This window comes from Sphaerisporangium krabiense (assembly GCF_014200435.1).
GTDB lineage: Bacteria > Actinomycetota > Actinomycetes > Streptosporangiales > Streptosporangiaceae > Sphaerisporangium > Sphaerisporangium krabiense.
The window spans coordinates 222847-237682 of record NZ_JACHBR010000003.1 but is presented as its reverse complement, the minus strand read 5'-3'; the positions used below and the strand labels follow the sequence as shown (position 1 = coordinate 237682).

Below are 14836 nucleotides of genomic sequence, written 5' to 3'. Positions count from 1 at the left end.
CACGCCACGAGGTCCTCCCCATTTCACAATCCTCGACGGCGGGTCTCGAATCTCATTCTTCTGTCACCGGCGGCCGAGCTCAGGACGACTAACTCCGCGGATGCGGCACCGCGTGCGGTGCGTAGCACTTGTCAGTGTCCATCCATGACTCCGTCTGGGATTGATGAGCGTAGTCGAGCGGTACGACGTACGGCCTGCCGAGGGTTCCCGTATCGATATCGACCTCGATGGCATGGCCGATGCAATTCCAGATCCCCCTCGTCCCGGTCTTGGTGAACTTGAAGCCCCGCGGCGGAGCCACATGCTCGAGCGTTGCTTTGTAAACGCCCTTCTTGTCGAAGTACGCCGTCCTACCCGAGTAGTCGATCACATGGCATCCGGCCGCGCCGCCGAGGTCCACCGACGGTGCCGGTATGGAGAGGGACAATCCGCTGAGACCGACTGCGGAGATGCACAGAAGGTCCTTGTGGCGCGGGACGTCATATCGCCAGTAGACCTTGCGCTTGCGCCACTGGTACTTGTCCTTGAACTCCCGGATGATGTCCTGTTTGTCGACTGGAACCTGATAGAGCGCCAGGAAACCGAGAGAGGTCGTCACCACCCAGTGGTTGGCGACCGCGTTCTGGCGGCACCACAGATCGTAGTACTTGACCTGGGCGAGGAGCCTGCCCGGCCAGGGATCCCAGGACGCCCAGCGAAAGTCCTTCTGTGCCCGCGGATTCATGATCCTTTTGACGCCGCGGTTGCTGCGCACCCAGGTGACGTATTCCTTTCCCCTGTCCTCGTCACGGTAGCAGTGTTCGTCGGGCAGGGACGTGGTGGCGTCGGCCCGGACGGAGGAGGCGGATGGTGCTTGCGCCTGGATTTCCGTGTCGGTGATCAGATCCGGTGGGCCGGCGAGAGTCGCGTCGTTGTCGACCGTGTTCATGAGCTTTCCGGCACGGTCGAAGTGAAAGAGTTTCCGGTCGGTAGTGCTCTCCTCCGTCCTCTTCTCGTCCACCGTGCCCCTGTTTCTGATGACGGTGGCGTTCTGCTTGATGTTTCCCCTGACGACGACCTCCCCGTCCGCGGCGGTGAACACCACGGGCTCGGCCATCGTGACGCTGACGTTCTCTCTGGTGGAATCGCTGGCCGCCAAATCGTCGCGCGTGGCCACGAGTTCCTGATTGGCCAGGGCGAGTGCTCCGGAGACAGGCTGGTCGGGCGCGCTGGCGGGTAACGCCCAGACGTTGGCCGCCGTGCCGTCGATGACGGCGTTTCGCGCCTCGTAGAGGGCACGGATCGCGGCCGTGTACCGGTCAGCCGATCCGGATATCGCATGAGGTGAGACCGGGCCGCCGTCCGTCCAGGGGCCGGCGCCGTTCGGGGAGGTGGCACGGAGGCGGATGCGATAGGCGCTGTCGTTGGTCAGCGCCGTGAAAGCGGCCTCCTGCTCGCTCGTCCGCTTCGTCGCCACGACGGCGTCAGCGGCGTCCAGGATCTGAACTTCGTAGTCGTCGATACCGGACGCGGATCCGGTCTCGTCCACTCCTTCCCACCGTACTAGGGCGCTGCCGTCGCCTGCCATGACGGACGCACCGGTGACCTGGCCGGGCGGGCCCGGCGGGAAATAGGTGACGATCAGCGACGCCTTGGGCTGGTCCTCCACCCCTCCGAAGGTGATCGGCGTGCTGCTGTCCGACTCGAAGATGAACGCCGCCCACTCCTCCAAAGTGATATCGGTCATTCGGGGTGAGTCGAACTCCGGTATCGAGTCGACTGGCTGTGCCACACCGAGTTCGGCTGCGGGCGCGCCGACGTCGCTTCGGCCATGGCTGATCCGCCCATGTGCGGAAGCGCCCTCGCAGAGGTCAGGGAAGAGATCGCACCACGGGTCTCGCGTGGGAGTGGGTGTCGGCGTGGGAGTGGGAGTGGGTGTCGGCGTGGGAGTGAAAGTCGGCGTCGGCGTGGGAGTGGGCGTCGGCGTGGCGGTTGGAGTCGGAATCGGTGTTGGCGACGGCGACGGACTGTTAATAGGGGGTTGGTTGACGAACTGCCAACGCCGGCTATCAGGATCGGCCCCGACCACCAACTCCGCGCCCGTCTTGCGTGCGAGTGAGGTGGCCGTGGACTGTGCGACCGTCCAATTGACGTCCGCAGGGCATGGCCCCCCCTCACAGGAGGGCATCCCTGGGTCGAGCACGAGCTTGGTGATGCGTGACCCGGGCGGCAAGGCGCTGATGTCCACGGTGACGGCACTCGCCAGCTTGCCGTCCCCCGTGCCGCCGGCCTTGATCGTGTCGCTGTCCGCCAGGACGCAGCCGCCCCCGTCGCACGCTGTGGCACCGACCTTGGCGGACTTGATGCGGAGCTTGTCCGCCCCGAACACGATCCTGTGCGTACCCGTGGCCGGATCCACCTCACCACCTGGAACGGTGAACGTGACCGGCGCCGATTTGGCCGAGCACACGTCCTCGACGCACGCTTGCAACTGCCACTTGTACGTAAGCCCAAGGAAGACCAGGTCGTCGGGCACCCTGGCGGACACGCGCTGCCCTCCCACGACCGCGGCCTGAGCCAGTGGGCTGCCGCCGACCGGGTTGCCGTTGGCATCGTAGAGATAGAACTTGCCGGTCACCGGCCCGCCGGAGGGCCTCGATACGACCCCGGACAGCACAGGATTGGCAGGCTGTACCAGCCCGGTATCGAGGTCGCTGGGAACCAACGGGGCATCGGAGGTGATCCGGTAGGTCGGGGTCAGGTCGCTGCACTTGCCGTTGCGGCAGGCGCGAACCTGGAAGGTCCAGCTCTCCGGGTTGCGCAAGGTGGTGGTGAAGGTGGCTTGCTGCCCGGAAGGGATGCCGCGGACGTAGGAGATGCCGGGCATGGGGCTGATCGAGCTGCGGGTGTAGATCTCGTAGTCGATCGGGCCGCCGTCCTGGCTCTGCGCGGTGAAGCCGATGGTGACGTTGTTCGTGCGCACGATCGCGTGGGTGCCGTCCATGGAGTCGGCCGACGAGACCGACACCTCCGGCGTGGACGGGCGCAGGTTGTGGTTGACGGTCAGCACGGGCCGGTAGGCGGCGGAGTTGATCTCGTTGGAGTAGACGGTGGTGTAGATGGTGCCCGAGACGGTCTCGTCGGGCACCTTGAGCTGGATGCCGTGGTTGGCCACGCCGGACAGCCACTTCTTGACCATGCCGGTCACCGGGATGGTCATGGGTACGCAGCCGGTGTTGTACTGGGCGTCCTCATCGGTGGTGGCAGGTTGGTCGCCCCAGTCGAGCCAGTACGGGTCCCAATGTTCGGTGACCCGGCGGGCCTGCACCTTCTTGGTGACGTTGCCGCTGGCCTCACCGTTGCAGGTGCTCTGCTGGTAGACCTTCAGATTCAGGAACGCCGACTCGACGATCTTGTCGCGCAGCGGGGCGACGTCGAACAGCAGGTAGGAGCGGGCGATCTCGCCGCTGGCCCACTTGCCGATGTTGAGCGCGTTGGAGGCGGCGTTGGAGCCGGGCCAATTGGGGTCGACCCAGGCGTCGGTGAGCACCCCGAGAGTGGTGGTGGGGTCCACGCGTACCGGGTACGTGACGGCCGGGTCGGCGAGGAAGGCCGGATCGGGGCGAAGCACCAGGGTCGAGACGCCCCCGCGGGTCTCGACCGTGGTGGCGACCGTGGCCCGGCGCGGGGCCGCCGGCGGCGACAGTGCCGTCCCGTGGTCCCACATCATCGGCTGCGGCGCGGAGGCGATCACCTTGCCCTCGGGGTCGGTCAGCTCCAGCCGTCCCTGGCCCGCGCGGCTTTTGCCGTTGCGTGCCCGGGACTGGGAGAGCTTGAGGCCGGAGAGCGTCAGCGGCAGCCGGATCTCCAGTGGGCCTTCGGGGCGCCGGCGCAGCAGCACGTCGTGCGTGAAGCCCGTGGGCAGGGCGGTCACGACCAGGTCGGCGCCGGGTCCCGCGGCGTCGGGGTAGGTGGCGGTGGCGCCGTTGACGACGGGCTTGGGCAGGGCCGTGGGCCAGGCGACGCCGAACGTGCCCTTGCCGTGCGTCAGCCGGGCGAAGGGAGCGCCGCCGCCGGTGGAGAACTCCACCTGCGCCTTGCCCAGGCGGGGGCGCAGCCTGCCGTCGCGTTCGACCAGGGTGGTGTCGATCCACTGCCATCGACCGTCCTGCTTGACCCGCATGGGGCCGGCGTAGAAGTCGGTGGCCATGGTCCCGTCGGGCCGGACCCAGGTGGAGGAGTCCTCGGCCGCCTCGTCGAGGACCTCGACCGGCCGGTTCCGCCTACGCGCCTCGGCCAGCGCCGCGATCCGGGCCGGTGCCGTGTCACGTACGCCCTGGGCAAGGGGGAACGCCCGCCACTGCGGAGGGCTTTCCATCGGTGCGGCGAGGGGAGAAGGGGGGACCACGGCGGTCGCCTCCGGCACGGACGCCAGGGAGGCGATCAGCCCCGTGACGGCCAGCGCGGACCACAACCGCATGAACCTTTCGCGTTTTCTCATCGGCAGATCTCCAGGAATGACAAAGTCGCCTCCAAAGAGGGCGGACACGTGAATGCGCGTCACGATTACGTCGAAGAGCACCGCGGATCACCTCTTTTAGAGGGATTCCTTTTCTTCGCGTGACTCACGAAGTGTCAGTCGGGCGCACCGGCTTTGCAATATCGCCATGTGTTCTGCCATGTCCCGCATTGTTCAGAGACATCTGGCCAGTTCAGCGAGCTGCCCGTCGACCAGAACGGACCAGTTTGGAACGGCGGGCGGCGCGCCCGTCCCCTCCGGGATCTGTCGCCCCGCCCTGGAGCCGGACTTTGTGATTCCAATCACAATCTATCCCTCTGGTGATCCATTGCTGCGAGGATCTGCTGTATGGCTAGCGCCCGCGCACGGCATCGGATGTGACGGATGGCCGGTGTTCGCCAGTGGTTGGACAGGACGACCGAGACATGGGCGCCGCCGGCATCCGGTGATCTGACCAGCTCGTTCCGCTTCCTTCTCTGGCTCACTCGATCGCAGTCACGACGGGTCGCGCTGGGTGCGGTGTTGAGCAGCTGCTGGATGGCCGGCTTGGCGGTGACGCCATGGGTGATGGCCCGCGTGGTGGATGAAGGGCTTGTCGCAGGGGATGCCGCCGCCCTGGTCGGGTGGGCTTCGGTCCTGCCGGCCGTCGGCGTGCTGAACGCGCTGTTGGGGGTCGGCCGGCATCGCACGATGACCAAGATCCGGATGGACGCGTCGTTTCGCTCGATCCGGGCGACGGTGTGGCACACGTCCCGTCTGGGGGCGTCTCTGGCGCGTCGCGTGAGCGCTGGGGAAGTGGTGACGGTCGGCATGGCCGACGTCCAGACCGTCGCGCAGGCGCTGACCGTCACGGGGCCCGGCGTCGGCGCGGTGGTCGCCTACGCCGCCGTCGCGGTCGTGCTGTTCACGATTTCCCCCTTGCTCGCGGCCGTGGTCCTCGCCGGGGTTCCCCTCCTTGCCATCGCGGTCGGCCCCTTCTTGCGGCGCATCGAGCGAACGAGCGGCGAGTACCGCGTGCACCAGGCGCGGTTGACGACTGGTCTGGTCGATGTGCTGGCCGGACTCCGCGTGCTCAACGGCCTGGGCGGGAAGACGTTCATGGCCGAGCGGTATGGACGGCAGTCGCGGGAGTTGGTGGATCGCGGCTACCGGGTCGCCGGACCCTCGAGCTGGGTCGGCGCACTGTCAGGCGGTTTGCCGGCACTGTTCCTGGCCGCGGTGGTGTGGTCGTCGGCGCGGATGGCCGCCGCCGGGGATATCACGATCGGTGATGTCGTCGCCGTCTACGGCTATGTCGCCGTGCTGATCGTTCCCGTGTCGTCTCTCATCGAGGGTGGCGGTGACCTCGTTCGTGCCCGGGTGGCCGGTCAACGGATCATCGATCTGCTCAACCTGCCGGTCGCTCACGACGGCGACCGCGATCCCGTGACGATCCCGGCCGGCTGCGGCCCGCTGGCCGACCCTCACTCGGGAGTGATCGTTCGTCCCGGCCTGTTCACCGCGTTGGTGGCCGCCCGACCGGCGGAGGCGATCGCGGTGATCGAGCGGCTGGGGCGCCTGAGCGGCGATTCCGAGGCGGGGGTGACGTGGGCGGGTGTGCCGATCGCCGAGGTCGCTCGCGAGGAGTTCAGACGCCGGTTGGTCGTCGCCGACAACGATGCCGAGGTGTTCGCCGGTTCGGTTCGTGACATCGTCGCCGGACGTCTGAAGCCTGACGACGGCCGGATTCGTGCGGCTCTGCGCGTCGCCGTGGCCGAGGACGTCGTGGAGGCGTTGCCCGGCGGCCTGGACGCGGCGGTCGCCGCCGGCGGGAGCGATCTCTCCGGTGGGCAACGGCAACGGATCCGGCTCGCCCGCGCCGTCTACTGCGCACCTGACGTCCTGCTCGCCGTCGATCCGACCTCCGCGGTCGACGCGACCACCGAAGCGGTCATGATCGACCGGCTCCGCGAGGCACGGCGCGGCCTGACCACGGTGATCACGACGACGTCGCCGCTCGTGCTCGACCGTGCCGACGAGGTCATCGTCCTGGCCGACGGTCACGCGTCGTCGGCCGGGACGCACGCGGAACTTCTGCGCGGCGATACCGGCTATCGCGGTCTGGTGTCCCGTGCGCTGGACGACACCGAAGGCGATCAGGTGGGCCGATGAGCAGGCCGCTGCCGGTCGCGGGCCCGGCCGAGGTCCGTGCCGCGGCGATACGTGACCTGGGCGCGGACCGTGGCGCCGTGGCCGGGGTCGTCCTGGTCAACGGGCTCGCCTCCGCGGCGGGTTTGATGGGTCCGTGGCTGCTCGGCAGAGTCATCGACACGATCCAAGCCGGGTCCGGCGACGTGCTCGGCGCGGTGGACCGTCTCGCATTCGGCGCTGTGCTGTTCACCGTCGCGCAGACGGTGCTGGCGTGGTGGGCGCTCAAGATCGGGTATCGGTTCGGCGAACGCACCGCGGCACGTGTTCGCGAGCGATTGCTGAAGCGGGCCTTGGCGCTGCCCCCTCGAGTGGCGGACCGGCTTCCCTTCGGGGATCTGATCGCCCGCGGCAGCACTGACGCCTCTCTTGTGGCCGCGACTCTGCGGTTCGCGGTCCCGGAGGTTCTCGTGGCCGTGGTGCACGCCCTGTTCCTCATCGTCGCGGTGCTCGTCCTGAACCCTCTGCTCGGGCTTTGCGGGCTGGTGTGCTCGATCGGCGTCGCAGCGGCGGTGCGCTGGTACCTGCGACGCGCCAGGCCGGCCTATGCGGCGGTCGCGGCATCCGGCGCCGAGCTGGCCGATGTCATCGCCGGCACCGCCAAGGGCGCCCGTACGGTCGAACTACTCGGGCTGGAGCATCGCCGGACACAGGCGACCGAGGCCGCCTTGACGCACGCCCGGTCGGCACGCCTGTGGGCATTGTGGCTGCGAACGGTGCTGTTCTCGTGGTCGGACGTCTCGCTGGCACTCCCCGTGGCGGGCGTCCTTCTGGTCGGCGGCGCCCTGTACACCAATGGTCTGGTCAGCCTCGGAATCGTGGTGACGGCCACGGTCTACTTCCGTCAGCTCGTCGGCCCACTCGACACCCTGATGCTCTGGATCGAACAACTCCAAGGCGCCGGAGCCTCCTACGCCCGCGTCGAAGGGGCGGCCGGCATCCCCGGCGAGGAACCCCCGCCACCCCCGAACGCACAAGACGCCGGCCCCGCCGACGGTGACCGTATCGAGGTGAGCGACGCTCACTACAGCTACACGGGTGCTCGGGACGTACTCCACGGAATCGATCTCGTCGTGCGGCCCGGCGAACGGCTGGCCGTGGTCGGCACCTCCGGAGCGGGGAAATCGACGCTCGCGCGTCTTCTCGCCGGGCTCGACCGCCCGCACACCGGGTCGGTGACCATCGGCGGCACACCGGTCGCCGACCTGCCGCCCGACCACCTGCGCGAGCACGTCGTGCTCATCACCCAAGAACATCACGTCTTCCACGGCACCGTGCGCGACAACCTGCGTATCGCGCGGCCGAACGCGACGGATGAGGAGATGCACGCCGCGTTGGACGCCGTCGGAGCCGCGTGGCTCGCCGGCCTGCCACGCGGGCTGGACACCGAGGTCGGCCACGACACCCACCTCGACGGCGCCGGCGCCCAGCAACTCTCCCTGGCGCGAGTCGTCCTCGCCGATCCCCACACCGTGATCTTGGACGAGGCCACCGCGCAACTCGACCCCGGCACCGCGCGGCGAACAGAACGGTCACTGGCGGCCGTCCTTCGGGGCCGGACGGTCATCGCGATCGCGCACCGCCTGCAGACCGCGCACGACGCCGACAGAATCGCGGTCATGGAAGCCGGTGAACTCGTCGAGCTCGGCACCCACGACGAACTCGTCAGCGCGGGACGCGTATACGGCAGACTCTGGCGGTCATGGCATTCAGGGTCAGAGAACCGTCGTCGTCCGGGGAACCGGGACCAGGTCAGCAGGTAGCGGGCGTCCCGGTCGGCCTCCTATCGTCCTCATCGGGGAGGACACCGGGGGCGGAACGGGGGTGGTGAGGGCCGTGAGAAATTCTGGAAATCGGCACGCGCCGGGTGTCGAGAATCTGGGGGCGGCTCCGTCCCAGGGGCACGAGCGGCCACGACGGGCCGCGTGACGAAGGAGAACTGCCATGAAGTACCTGCTGCTGAAGCACTACCGAGGTGGCCCGTCCCCCGTCGTCGACTATCCGCCGATGGACCAATGGAAGCCGGAGAGGGTCGACGCGCACGTGCAGTACATGCGCGACTTCGCGGCCCGTCTGGAGGAGACCGGCGAGTTCGTCGACGAGCGGGCGCTGGCTCCCGGGGGCACGTTCGTGCGGTATGACGGCGAGGGGCGCCCCCCGGTGACCGACGGCCCGTTCGCCGAGACCAAGGACCTCATCGCCGGCTGGATGATCATCGACGTGGAGTCCTGGGATCGCGCCGTCGAACTCGCCGGGGAGCTGTCCGCCGCTCCCGGCGCCGACGGCGAGCCGATCTACGAGTGGTTGGAGGTCCGGCCGTTCCTCTCCGAGTCGCTCACGGTCACCGAGTGAACGAGTCGCTGCTGCGGGAGCTCGTGCCCGCGGTGATCGGTGTCCTCGTCCGACGCGGAGCCGACTTCGCGTCGGCCGAGGACGCCGTGCAGGAGGCCCTGATCCGGGCACTGGAGACCTGGCCGGACGATCCGCCGCGCGATCCGAAGGCGTGGCTGGTCACGGTCGCGTGGCACAGGTTCCTCGACGCCGTCCGTGCCGAGGCGTCGCGGCGGGGCCGGGAAGTGGCCGTGGAGGTCGAGCCTCCGGCCGGCCCGGCGCCCGCCACGGACGACACGCTGCGGCTCTACTTCCTGTGCGCGCACCCCACCCTGCCGCCGAGCTCGGCCGTCGCCCTGACGCTGCGCGCGGTCGGCGGTCTGACCACGCGGCAGATCGCGACCGCCTACCTCGTCCCCGAGGCGACCATGGCGCAGCGGATCAGCCGGGCCAAACGCCGGATCGCGGGGCTGCCGCTCGACCGGCCCGGCGATCTCGGGACGGTGCTGCGCGTGCTCTACCTGGTCTTCAACGAGGGGTACGGCGGGAACCTCGACCTGGCGGGCGAGGCCATCCGTATCGCCCGCCAGCTCGTGGCCCTGACCGACGAGCCCGAGGTCGCCGGGTTGCTCGCGCTCATGCTGCTGCACCACGCGCGCCGCGCGTCCCGCACCGGCCCGGGAGGCCGCCTGGTACCCCTCGCCGAGCAGGACCGATCGCGCTGGGACACCGCCCTGATCGGCGAGGGGGTGGCGATTCTGCAGGCCGCGCTGGCCCGCGACCGGCTGGGCGAATACCAGGCACAGGCCGCCATCGCCGCCCTGCACGCCGACGCCCGGAGCGCCTGCGAGACCGACTGGGTGCAGATCGTGGAGTGGTACGACGAGCTGCTGCGCCTGACCGGCAGCCCGGTGGTGCGGCTCAACCGCGCGGTGGCGGTCGGGGAGGCCGACGGAGCGCAGGCAGGTCTGGCGGCGCTGGCCGGCGTGCGCCCCGACCTGCCCCGGTACGCCGCGGTGACGGCGTACCTGCACGAACGCGCCGGCGACCTGGAGCGCGCCGCCGACCTGTACGCCGAGGCGTCGCGCGCCGCGACCAGCGTCCCGGAGCGCGACCACCTCACCCGGGAGGCCGCACGGGTGCGGCACCTGTCCGCCAACGGCGCACCTTGAACCTCAGGTGGAGCACTCCTTCGCCCTGGATGACGACGTGGGGCTGCTCCAGGAGGTGCCGGCCGTCGATGCCGCCGAAGAAGCGTCTGCCCGACCCGAACACCACCGGCACCACGTCCATCGCGACCTCGTCCACGAGACCGGCCGCGAAGATCTGGCCGCCCACGTCGCCGGCGTTCACGGCGACGGCTCGATCGCCGGCGAGTTCCCTGGCCTTGTCGATCGCGGCGGTCACGTCATCGACGAAATGGTACGACGCCTCAGGGTGCCAGCCTTCGGGCTTGGGCCGGTGGGACACCACGACCACGTGGTCGCCCGTGGGAGGCCGCCCCTCCCAGCCGTTCACCAGGTCGAACAGGCGGCGGCCCATCACGATCGTGCCGATCGTGTCCCACGTCGACTGGACGTACTCCGCCGATTCACCGGAGACCTTGAGGCCGGTCCCGGCTCCGGAATGGTCGTACTCCCGGTCACCGCCCGCGGTGATCGGGATGTCGCCGTTGAAGTACCAATCGTGGAGTGGCGCGACGTCGTCGTTCTCGTCGGCGATGAAGCCGTCCACCGACACCACGTTGTGCATGATCACTGTGCCCATGGGTTCCCCCGTAGTCTCCTCGCGTGTTCGCCCCCGATCCTGCCGTCCGGTGGGGTGAGGAGGCTTGTAAAAAATCACTCGGCGGGCATCGGACCGCTGTCCGGCGGGAACCCCCGCTCGGCGGGGAACCTGCGGCGCAGGGCCAGGTAATCCGTCGGGGTGTGGCCGGTGAACTGCTTGAACTCCCTGCTGAAGTGGGCCTGGTCGAAGTAGCCCGCCGTCTGGGCGAGCCGCGCCCAGTCGACCGGACGCAGAGCGTCCACGGACACGATCAGCCGCGCGAAACGGTAGATCCGCGCCACCCGCTTGGGGGTGACCCCGACATGGGACTTGAACTGCGCGGCCAGGTGATTGCCGCTCACCCCGGCGGCATCGGTCAGCGCACCGATCGGGACCGCGCCGTGAGAGGTCTCCAAACGCCCGCCTACATGCCGGACCAGGTCGAGACCACGCCATGGAGCCTCGGCGAGTCGCGATCGCAGCTCCGCCTCCAACACCCGCAGCGTCTCGCCGGCCGACGCGGTGTCGCCGACCTGGTCGCGAATCCGCTCCAGAGACCGCTGCCAGACGGCGTCGACCGGCACCCACCGGTTCCGCAGCTCGGTCGCCGGCATGTCGGCGAACGGCGAGATCCCCCAAGGCTTGAAGTGCACCCCGACGAGCCGCACCGGCGTGGGGTACTCGAAGAGGAAACGCCTGGTCCAGACACCCATGAACCACCCATCGGTCAACACCGCCGGCGGTACCGAAGGGTCGGAATCCCAGAGGCGGACGGGGCCGCCCAGGTTGACGAACAGGTGTGCCGACGGCATCGGCGGCACGTTCATCCGGCGGTGGCGCGGCACCCCGGACAGGCAGTAGATGTCGTCGATGAACCGGTCGAGCGGCGGCGCGGGCACCCGGACGACGTATTCCATGACGTCAGTGTGGCCGACGAGCGTTCGACTGCGGTGACCCGGGCAGATTCTCGGGCCAGGCGCCGCGCTTGTGCGCGGCCATGCCGAATGACGCCTGCCACCTGGAGCCGGTCGGCCGGTGTCGTCGTGGATGCCCGGCAGGCTACGCTTTTCGGTCATGCAGGGGACACGGCTTGACACCGCTCGTATCCGGGCGGCTCGCCGGATGATCGACCCGATGTTCCTCGACACCCCGCTGTACCGGTGCGAGGCGCTGGAGCCCGACCTCGGGTGCGCGGTGAGCGTCAAGCTCGAAACGGCGAACCCGGTCCGCAGCTTCAAGGCCCGTGGCACCGAGCTGGTCGCGAGCCTGCTCGCCGGCCAGGGCCCGCGCGCCGCGGTGTGCGCCAGTGCGGGCAACCTGGGCCAGGCTCTCGCCTGGTCCGGTCGCGCCCGGGGGCTCGACGTCACCGTCGTGGCGTCACGCTTCGCGCCCGCGGTCAAGCTGGACCGCATCCGCGCGCTGGACGCCAGGTTGGAGCTGGTGGACGGCGACTTCGACATGGCCCGCGAGCGGGCGGCGGCCATCGCCGAGCACGACGGCATCCGGCTGGTCGAGGACAGCCTGGACCTCGAGACCTGCGAGGGCGCGGCGACCGTCGGCCTGGAACTGGTGGACGCCGCGTCGTCCTTCGACGCCGTCCTGATCGCCCTCGGCGGCGGGGCGCTCGCCACGGGTGTGGGTCATGTGGTGAAGGCTCTGGCGCCCGGAGTCGAGGTGATCTGCGTGCAGCCGCTGGGCGCGCCGGCGATGACGTACTCCTGGCGCAGGCGGCGCGTCGTCACCACCGACTCGACCGACACCATCGCCGACGGCGTCGCCGGCCGGCGACCCATCCCGGCCGTCCTGGACGACCTCCTCCTGGTCGCCGACGACGCCGTCCTGGTCCGGGAGGAGTCGATCATCGCCGGGATGCGGATGCTCCTGCACCACGCCGGCCTCGTCGTCGAACCGTCGGCCGCGCTCGGCGTCGCGGCGATCCTCGAAGACCGTGACCGCTTCGCCGGCCGGCACGTGGTCACCATCGTGTGCGGCGGCAACGTCGACCTGGACGCCTATCACGGCTGGGTCGGCGCGGCTCCGCTCCGCTGACCTCGACGACCGCCCACGCGACGGACGCCTCGCGAACTACTGGATTGACGCGGGACGCTCGGACGGCCGCTCGCGGGCGCGGAGGTAGGCGTCCAGGTCGGTGGCGCCCTTGAGCATGGCGCGGCCCCGGGTGGACAGGCGGGCCTGCCAGTCGTGCAGCGTCGACTCCAGTGGGGTGATGCCGCCGGCGGAGCGGACCTGGGCGATCAGCGGGGCGATCTGCTCCAGCAGGTAGCCGCCCCGCCTGAGCTGGTGGGCCAGCCGGACGTCCCGCACGTCGGCCGCACTGTAGATCCGGTAGCCCGTCCGCGGATCGCGGCGCGGCCGGACCAGCCCGGCGTTCTCCCATTTGCGCAGGGTGGCGGCGCGGAGGCCGAGCCGTCTGGCGAGGGGGCCGATGAACGTGTCGCCGCGCTCCTGCGGCACGGGCGCCAGGTCGCGGAGCGCGGCTTCGACGGCCTGGAGGGTGCGCCGGTCGTCGAGGAGCTGGCCGTGGCTCTCGTCGATGAGCCGCAGCGCGTCCTCGGTGGCGCCCGCGTTGACGGCCCGCATGATCGACGTGGCCGTCTGGTGGCCGTGCCCGGGCACCAGGGCGAGGAACGCGCGCAGGGCTTTCGCGTGCAACGGCGTATAGGTGCGGTAGCCGTGCACGGTGCGGTCGGCGGCGGGCAGGATGCCGGCGTCCTCGTAGTTCCTGATCGCCTGGGTGGACAGGCCGTGCTCGCGCGCCATGTCCACTGGCCTCATGGATTCATCACCGATTGAAGGTCCGTCGCGACGAAGGTGGGGATTCCCGGGAAAAGTTTACATTGAAGGTTCAACGATACCGTTGAAGGCATGGACATCAAGGACACGGCCCGCCCGCTCGACGGCGCGGGACTCTCGGCGTTCCTCCGATCGCTCCCCGCCAAGCCCCTGCTGCTCGGCCTGGGCGAGGCCCGGCACTTCGTGGGGGAGCTGGGCGACCTGCGCAACGAGATCTTCCGGCACCTGGTCGCGCACGAGGGCTACCGGTCGTTCGCCATCGAGAGCGACTCCCTCATGGGCCTGGTGGTGGACGACCACATCACGACGGGCGCGGGCACGCTCGACGACGTCATGGAACGCGGCTTCAGCCACGGCTTCGGCGCGTCACCGGCCAACCGCGAGCTCGTGCGCTGGATGCGGGCGTACAACGAGGAGCACGAGGAGCAGGTCCGGTTCTTCGGGTTCGACGGCCCGCTGGAGTATTGGGCGGCGAGCCCGCGCCAGGCGCTCACCGCCCTCCACGCCCTGCTCGACGGCCCCCTCCCTTGCAGCGGCGAGACCCTCGACGCGCTGCTGGGCCCGGACGAGCGGTGGTCGAACGAGGCCGCGGCCATGGACCCGTCCCAGTCGATCGGCCGGTCGGTCGAGGCCCAGCGGCTGCGGCTGATCGCCGACGACCTGGTGGCGCTGCTCGACACGCAGACGCCGCGGCTCAGCGCGGCGGACAGGGAGCGGGCGGCGCTGTACGGGCGCACCGCCGTCGGCCTGCTCCGCTACCACGACGGGATGGCCGACGCGTCCCCGGCGCGGTGGGCCCGGCTGTCGGCCCTTCGGGACGCGATGATGGCCGCCAACCTGCGTGCCGTCGCCGGGCACGGCCCGGCCCTGGTCTTCTCCCACAACCTCCACCTGCAGCGGAACAGGAGCCTCATGCCGTTCGGTGACCAGTTGCTGGAGTGGTGGAGCGCGGGGGCGATCACCGCGGCGCACCTCGGCGACCGGTACGCCTTCCTGGCCTCGGCCCTCGGCACGGCCGGCGACGACACCCCGCCGCCGGACACCGTCGAGGGCCTGCTGTCCACGCTCCCGTGGGACCACTCGCTCATCGACGCCCGCCGCCTGGCCGAGGCCGTCACGAACCCCGCCCCGCGTACCTCCGACGATTTCCGCTACTTCCCGCTGGACCCGGCCCGGCTCGACATGATCGACGGCATCGTCTTCCTCAAGCGGGCGGTCAGGCTGGGCTAGCGAGGCCCG

General features: G+C 69.8%; 10 protein-coding genes. 6 read left to right on the top strand and 4 right to left on the bottom strand.

Translation table 11 applies throughout. From position 1 onward, the window contains the following. Window positions 1-88: 88 nt before the first annotated feature. Window positions 89-4561, bottom strand: coding sequence for a DNRLRE domain-containing protein (locus BJ981_RS36085; RefSeq protein WP_184617992.1), 4473 nt, complete (start codon window positions 4559-4561; stop codon window positions 89-91). A 321-nt stretch (window positions 4562-4882) separates the two neighbouring features. Between BJ981_RS36085 and BJ981_RS36080 the strand changes: the two genes are divergently transcribed. The 4 genes from BJ981_RS36080 to BJ981_RS36065 all read left to right on the top strand — a co-directional run bounded on the left by BJ981_RS36080 (window position 4883) and on the right by BJ981_RS36065 (window position 10188). Further along, a complete protein-coding gene (locus BJ981_RS36080) occupies window positions 4883-6649 on the top strand; it encodes an ABC transporter ATP-binding protein (protein ID WP_184617991.1) in 1767 nt (588 codons plus the stop codon). Beyond that, window positions 6646-8448 (top strand): ABC transporter ATP-binding protein, encoded by a 1803-nt coding sequence (locus BJ981_RS36075; protein WP_184617990.1) that lies wholly within the window; start codon window positions 6646-6648, stop codon window positions 8446-8448. Before BJ981_RS36080 ends, BJ981_RS36075 begins: the two co-directional genes overlap by 4 nt. Before the next feature lie 181 nt (window positions 8449-8629). Next, the gene (locus BJ981_RS36070) at window positions 8630-9037 is read left to right on the top strand and encodes a YciI family protein (RefSeq protein ID WP_184617989.1); all 408 of its coding nucleotides are present in this window, start codon (window positions 8630-8632) and stop codon (window positions 9035-9037) included. Next, a complete protein-coding gene (locus tag BJ981_RS36065) occupies window positions 9034-10188 on the top strand; it encodes an RNA polymerase sigma factor (protein WP_184617988.1) in 1155 nt (384 codons plus the stop codon). The genes BJ981_RS36070 and BJ981_RS36065 overlap by 4 nt, the downstream gene beginning before the upstream one ends. On the opposite strand, the gene BJ981_RS36060 is transcribed toward BJ981_RS36065, so the two are convergent. Continuing rightward, window positions 10136-10783 (bottom strand): dihydrofolate reductase family protein, encoded by a 648-nt coding sequence (locus BJ981_RS36060; RefSeq protein ID WP_184617987.1) that lies wholly within the window; start codon window positions 10781-10783, stop codon window positions 10136-10138. The two genes, BJ981_RS36065 and BJ981_RS36060, sit on opposite strands and share 53 nt — an antisense overlap. A gap of 74 nt (window positions 10784-10857) precedes the next feature. Then, complete coding sequence (locus BJ981_RS36055) at window positions 10858-11700, bottom strand: helix-turn-helix domain-containing protein (protein ID WP_184617986.1); 843 nt, start codon at window positions 11698-11700, stop codon at window positions 10858-10860. 205 nt (window positions 11701-11905) lie between these two features. Here BJ981_RS36055 and BJ981_RS36050 point away from each other — a divergent pair, with 205 nt between their 5' ends. After that, window positions 11906-12832, top strand: coding sequence for a threonine ammonia-lyase (locus tag BJ981_RS36050; protein WP_221315596.1), 927 nt, complete (start codon window positions 11906-11908; stop codon window positions 12830-12832). 36 nt (window positions 12833-12868) lie between these two features. Here the strand turns inward: BJ981_RS36050 and BJ981_RS36045 are convergent, their stop codons facing one another. Continuing rightward, window positions 12869-13579 (bottom strand): TioE family transcriptional regulator, encoded by a 711-nt coding sequence (locus tag BJ981_RS36045; RefSeq protein ID WP_184617984.1) that lies wholly within the window; start codon window positions 13577-13579, stop codon window positions 12869-12871. 90 nt (window positions 13580-13669) lie between these two features. On the opposite strand from BJ981_RS36045, the gene BJ981_RS36040 reads away from it, so the two are divergent. Next, window positions 13670-14827, top strand: coding sequence for an erythromycin esterase family protein (locus tag BJ981_RS36040; RefSeq protein ID WP_184617983.1), 1158 nt, complete (start codon window positions 13670-13672; stop codon window positions 14825-14827). Window positions 14828-14836 lie beyond the last annotated feature (9 nt).

Bases quoted from the DNA above. Each gene is read 5' to 3' on its own strand.
- BJ981_RS36060 (WP_184617987.1), bottom strand. From the start codon at position 10,783: ATGGGCACAGTGATCATGCACAACGTGGTGTCGGTGGACGGCTTCATC.
- BJ981_RS36050 (WP_221315596.1), top strand. From the start codon at position 11,906: ATGATCGACCCGATGTTCCTCGACACCCCGCTGTACCGGTGCGAGGCG.
- BJ981_RS36075 (WP_184617990.1), top strand. From the start codon at position 6,646: ATGAGCAGGCCGCTGCCGGTCGCGGGCCCGGCCGAGGTCCGTGCCGCG.
- BJ981_RS36080 (WP_184617991.1), top strand. From the start codon at position 4,883: ATGGCCGGTGTTCGCCAGTGGTTGGACAGGACGACCGAGACATGGGCG.
- BJ981_RS36055 (WP_184617986.1), bottom strand. From the start codon at position 11,700: ATGGAATACGTCGTCCGGGTGCCCGCGCCGCCGCTCGACCGGTTCATC.
- BJ981_RS36070 (WP_184617989.1), top strand. From the start codon at position 8,630: ATGAAGTACCTGCTGCTGAAGCACTACCGAGGTGGCCCGTCCCCCGTC.
- BJ981_RS36045 (WP_184617984.1), bottom strand. From the start codon at position 13,579: ATGAGGCCAGTGGACATGGCGCGCGAGCACGGCCTGTCCACCCAGGCG.
- BJ981_RS36040 (WP_184617983.1), top strand. From the start codon at position 13,670: ATGGACATCAAGGACACGGCCCGCCCGCTCGACGGCGCGGGACTCTCG.